Genomic DNA, 5129 nt, shown 5'->3' with positions numbered 1-5129 from the left:
TATAAAACACCTAATATGGTATATAAATTATCAGCTTAATTCAATTTTAACCTGTAGCCATATTTCAGGACAAGACATTTGAATGAAGAACATTTTAACATACATTTCATTAATTTTCTTACTTAGTTGTTCTTCTACAAAACAAAAAGAAAACTTAATTGGAAATTGGTATTCAAAAAGCGACATCTATGGCTTTACAGAATTTCAATTTTATAACGATTCGCTGATTATTTATGACAGGTTTGGGAAAATTTTTACGAAATGGAAAGTCAATAAAGATAAAATTCACTTAAATAACATAAAAGGGTTTTCTACTAAAAAACAATTAACTTATTCTTATAAATTAGACAAATCAAACAAATTATTGAATCTTAAAATTTTAGGAGACACTATAATTCAACTCCCTAAACTGATTAAAGCAAAAAACACTTATGACTTTTTTCAAAAAAATATCGGTATCGAAATTGACTTACCGATGAAAGAGAATGAACTAACCTCTTTAAGTTTCCCTAATAATTTGGTTTTTAATATTTATGCAGGTTTTTCAGAAAACAATTTAATTGTAAAAACCGATATCGCATCAGACTTAAAAAACTTAGAAAAAGAAGTAGCTGATTTTAAACAAAACACACGAGAAGAATTAAAACCATTCTTAAGATTTAACTTAATTGCTGACAAAAATGTAACTGAATCTCAAATGGACTCAATTAAAGACCAACTTAAAAAAACTTCAATTGAGCGGATTTTCAGAACATACAAAAATAAAGAAACCGATTATGAAAATAATTTGAATTGGTTTGGACAAAAAGAATAAAAACTAATGCCAACACCGTATAAAAAAAATTGCTAGTTTTAGCTAAACCAATGTCAGTTGCTCGTTTGCTAGCTTCTGATTTTCCTTCGGAAAATCCTCGCTCACAAACACGCAACTTTCCTTATACATAAACGTTGTATGCAATTTAAAGAACTGATATGAAATCATTATTATTAACATTAATTTTGACCAAAAAAGGTCTGAATGTTTTAGATGAAGAATTTGAAGATGATTTATATAGAAAAAGTCTTTTAATTTTTGGTGTTTACGGAATAGTTACATTTATATTTGATTTTGACGAACAGACAAATGAGAAAGGATTTCTTCTAAACTTACTTGAGTTTGGAATGTCCATTTTATTCTCTATCATAATTGGACTTACATTTTCTTATATTCTTTATAAGGTCGGAAAATGGATTGATGGACAGAGTAATTTTATTGAGATTTTTTCTCTTCTAGCTTATGCATATTTCCCGATAATTATTGGGTTAATTATTATCGGAATATTGAAAAAAATTGAATATGAAATCAATACTTTCAACAACATCAACCTAAGAAATTTTATTTTATATTTAAGTTGGTTATTTTCTATTAAAATAATATTTCAAGGATTAATAAAATTCAATAAATACGGAATAAAAAAAGCAATATTGAATTTATCAATTTTAATTGGATTTATAATTGGACTATATTTTTTACTACCGAATTTAATAATTGAATAAAAAAAACTGCATACAACACCGTATATAATTTATTGCTGGTTTTAGCCTACTTACGAAAATCCTCGCGGATTTTCTATTCGGTTTTTATTTGCTAACTTTAGTGCTTAATCCACGCAACAAACCATATACAAACACGTTACCTACAATTACCAATCTGAATGGAAAAATGACCGAAACATTACAAACACTTCTACATTTAGGAACACAAATAAAATTCATTACAACAATGAATTATGCGTACAGAGATAATGAAGAGTATTTAAATAAAATAAAACTAACAGGTCATTACAAAAATCTTCCTTTTTCAAAAGCTGTTTCTGGGAATTTACAGAATTATGCTATTATCATTATTTGTTCTTTTTTAGACGAACTAAATGGAGAATTTACCCCTAAAAAACATAGTGAATATTCAGAACGAATAATTAAAGTTAGAAAAGCAATTAAACCTATTAAGAAAAGAATAAATCAATGGGAAAATTTAAGGAATTATAGAGATTATGTTTTAGCTCATAACTTGAGAGAAAAAAATACACCAATCTTCTCAAGTAATCGTCAAAAGAAGGAATATAAAATACCTTTTTCAAACTCTGAACATTATTTATTAAGTGAATTAATAATACTGATTATTCAAATTATATGGACGGAATTTGAAGATGTAATATCCGAAATAAACCTCAATGAAAGTCTACTTGACAAAATTGACTTTACTGAAAGCGAAATTAACGCACAAAAAGAATATGATTTAATAAGAACAGAATGTTTAAAAATTATAAACTCTGAAAAAAAACTGTAGGTAACACCGTATAAAAAAAATTGCTAATTTTAGCAAAACCAAAGTTAGTTACTCGTTTGCTAGCTTCTGATTTTCCTTCGGAAAATCCTCGCACACAAACAACGCAACTTTCCTTATACATAAACGTTACCAATAATTTGATGAAAAGCATACTTCTACTAATAATATTAACTTTTTCATTGTTCAGTTGTAATGATAAAACTTTAAAAATGTCTGAATTAGACTTTTTAGATTTCAATCAAGCGAGCATATTAAAAAATGATATAAAGAAGACACTTTTAATATCGGGATTTGATACAGCACTTTATAAAAAGAACGATACAATTGAAATTATAGAATATAATAAAAGCGGAAATATTAAAAACGTATGGAGAAAATCTTTTATGTATAGCATAAATGAAGAATATGAATACGACTCATTAAACCTTGAAAAACAAAAAATATTTTTTACTGATTTTAAAGCTATTTTCAATTTTCGCTATGAATTTGATAACGATAGCTTAATCCTCTATAAGTATTATACTAAACCTTCTATTGGAATTTCAAAACAGGATATTTCAAAACCAGCAGCTATTTTTAAATTCAAAAATGATGGAAAAATTTTAGAATCCTCTCAGTATCAGAATAACGATTATGGAAAGGGTAAAAAGCTCACTACAAAATACGATTACGACACAAAATCAAACTCATTATCTTCGAAAGAAATATTATACGAACCAAGTGATAACGAAGATTCATCTTTGAGTTCTAATGCAATAACCGACTATTATTACTCTAACAAAAAACTTGATTCGACTTTAACAACTTTCAGCTGGATAGATAGAGAAAATCAAAAGCAAAGCTATTTACGTAAAGTAATATTTGACCAAAATGGGTTAGCCTTAAAAGCAATTACAATGGATAGTTTAATTATATATTACAAGCATATTAATTAAAAACTATTGGTAACACCGTGTATATTTAATTGCTATATTCTTCCCTACTTGCGAAAATTCCTGCGGAATTTTCACGGGTTCGTAAAAGTTTGCTAATTTAGTTGCTGAAACACGCAACTAACCATACACAAACACGTTGTAAGTAATTTGACAAAACCAAGAAAAATAGAACTGAATTTAGGAAATCCGAAGAATGGATGGCTTCCGATTGAATTAAAATCTATGGATTTTGAATTGGAATTTAATGCTTCAAATATTCCTGAAAGTCCGACTGACAAACTTTGCGAATCTCTGATTTTAGCAATGAACGGAATCGAAACGGAAATATGCTGGAATTTGGAACCTGAATGTTATTTCTTTGAATTAAAGCAAATCAGAAAAGGAATTGAGTTGAATATTTCAAAAAGTGGAGAAATAACAGAAAACCGAAATCTGATTTATGAACTGACTGGAAATTTTGAGTCTGTGATTTTACCAATGTATCGGAATTTAAAAAAGTTCAATACGTTGGAATTTGACAAAACTGATTGGAAAGAAATTGACCAAAAAAAACTTAATAAACTGACTGAATTAGTAAAATTCAAAAAACTTTCAAAAGCTTTATAGAATATGAAGTACAAGAACATTCCGTCAGCAATTCACAATTTTGGTCATAGTTTTTTAAGCTATGAAAATTATGTCGATTCTGATTTTGTAATTGATGAACTTAATAAAATAAGCGGAAAGAATTATGACATAAAAATTGATTGGAAAACTAAAGAATTCCAACCAAAGACAATGGTTTCTGACCGTATTACCAAATCAATTGGATATTGGTATGATAATATAATTGAGCATTTTAAATCGCAAAACGTGGAATTTGACTCTCTAAAATCATTTGAACTGATTTGGGAAAATGGTAAAAGACCGAAAGTTATTGCGACTGACGACAGAGGAAAATTTTACGAAAAGGAAATAACAAACACACTATAAACTAAATAAAAAACTACTTACAACAACGTGTATAATTCATTGCTAGTACTCGCCTACTTACGAAAATCCTCGCGGATTTTCTATTCGGTTTGTATTTGCTAAATTAGTTGCTAGAAACACGCAACGAAATCATACACAAACACGTTAGCCACCATTTGAAAAAAACTAAAGACATATTAATTATCATTTTCGCATTTCTAGTCGTTTTCGCTATTGGATTTGTGCTAATCGGAATTTATGTTATTCAAGATAAATATGATGGAAACCCAGAATTGACCGAACAGAATAGCACTAAAAAAATAGAAAGCCCGATTGTTGGAAAATGGAAAGTAATTAAGTCAAATGTCGAACCTTTTCAAATAATCTCGAACGGAAAAAAACTTTATCTGAATACAATATTCGAATTTAAAGAAAATGGCAAACACAGAGTTTATGAGACAATTAAGTCGGAATTTTTCTCTTCTGTTACTTATCGTATCGATGGACAAAAATTAATTATGGTCGATTTAGATATGGTTTTTGATTACGGAATTGAAAATCTGACTTCTGATTCGCTAAAATTGAAAATAAGAAAAATACCAACTTACTTTTGGACTGATGAAAATCTTTCTGACCAAAAAGTTAAGGACAAAGTTTCTGAATTACAGAAAAGCGGAGTAATACTTGAACTAATAAAAATAAAAAACGGTGGCTAACACCGTGTATAATTAATTGCTTTGGTCGTTGCTTATTTGGAAAATTCCTTCGGAATTTTCTCGCGTTCGTTTTTGTTTACTAAATTAGTTGCTTAAACACGCAACTAACCATACACAAACACGTTGCCATTCATTGCGGAACGCACTCTGAACGGGAAAAAAGCAGTTATTTTTTCGAAATTTTTTTTCAGAGTTTTA

At 28.3% G+C, this 5129-nt stretch carries 7 protein-coding genes; all 7 read left to right on the top strand.

Annotation, left to right across the window (positions count from 1 at the left end):
• Positions 1-82 precede the first annotated feature (82 nt).
• Complete coding sequence (locus ACJBCC_RS17095; RefSeq protein ID WP_407557900.1) at positions 83-814, top strand: hypothetical protein; 732 nt, start codon at positions 83-85, stop codon at positions 812-814.
• Positions 815-972: 158 nt separating this feature from the next.
• Complete coding sequence (locus ACJBCC_RS17090) at positions 973-1536, top strand: YIP1 family protein (RefSeq protein WP_407557899.1); 564 nt, start codon at positions 973-975, stop codon at positions 1534-1536.
• Between the two features lie 166 nt (positions 1537-1702).
• Positions 1703-2329 carry a hypothetical protein gene (locus ACJBCC_RS17085; RefSeq protein WP_407557898.1) on the top strand — a complete coding sequence of 209 codons (627 nt, stop codon included), beginning with the start codon at positions 1703-1705 and terminating at the stop codon, positions 2327-2329.
• Between the two features lie 209 nt (positions 2330-2538).
• Positions 2539-3264 (top strand): hypothetical protein, encoded by a 726-nt coding sequence (locus tag ACJBCC_RS17080; protein WP_299103573.1) that lies wholly within the window; start codon positions 2539-2541, stop codon positions 3262-3264.
• A 147-nt stretch (positions 3265-3411) separates the two neighbouring features.
• A complete protein-coding gene (locus ACJBCC_RS17075) occupies positions 3412-3870 on the top strand; it encodes a hypothetical protein (RefSeq protein WP_407557897.1) in 459 nt (152 codons plus the stop codon).
• 3 nt (positions 3871-3873) lie between these two features.
• A complete protein-coding gene (locus ACJBCC_RS17070; protein WP_407557896.1) occupies positions 3874-4236 on the top strand; it encodes a hypothetical protein in 363 nt (120 codons plus the stop codon).
• Between the two features lie 155 nt (positions 4237-4391).
• Positions 4392-4931, top strand: coding sequence for a hypothetical protein (locus ACJBCC_RS17065; RefSeq protein ID WP_407557895.1), 540 nt, complete (start codon positions 4392-4394; stop codon positions 4929-4931).
• The last annotated feature ends 198 nt before the right edge of the window (positions 4932-5129 follow it).

It is taken from the genome of Winogradskyella sp. 4-2091, assembly GCF_045765065.1.
In the GTDB taxonomy this organism is placed as follows: Bacteria; Bacteroidota; Bacteroidia; order Flavobacteriales; family Flavobacteriaceae; genus Winogradskyella.
Note: the sequence above shows the minus strand (reverse complement) of the source record. Positions and strands in the feature narration are given on the sequence as shown.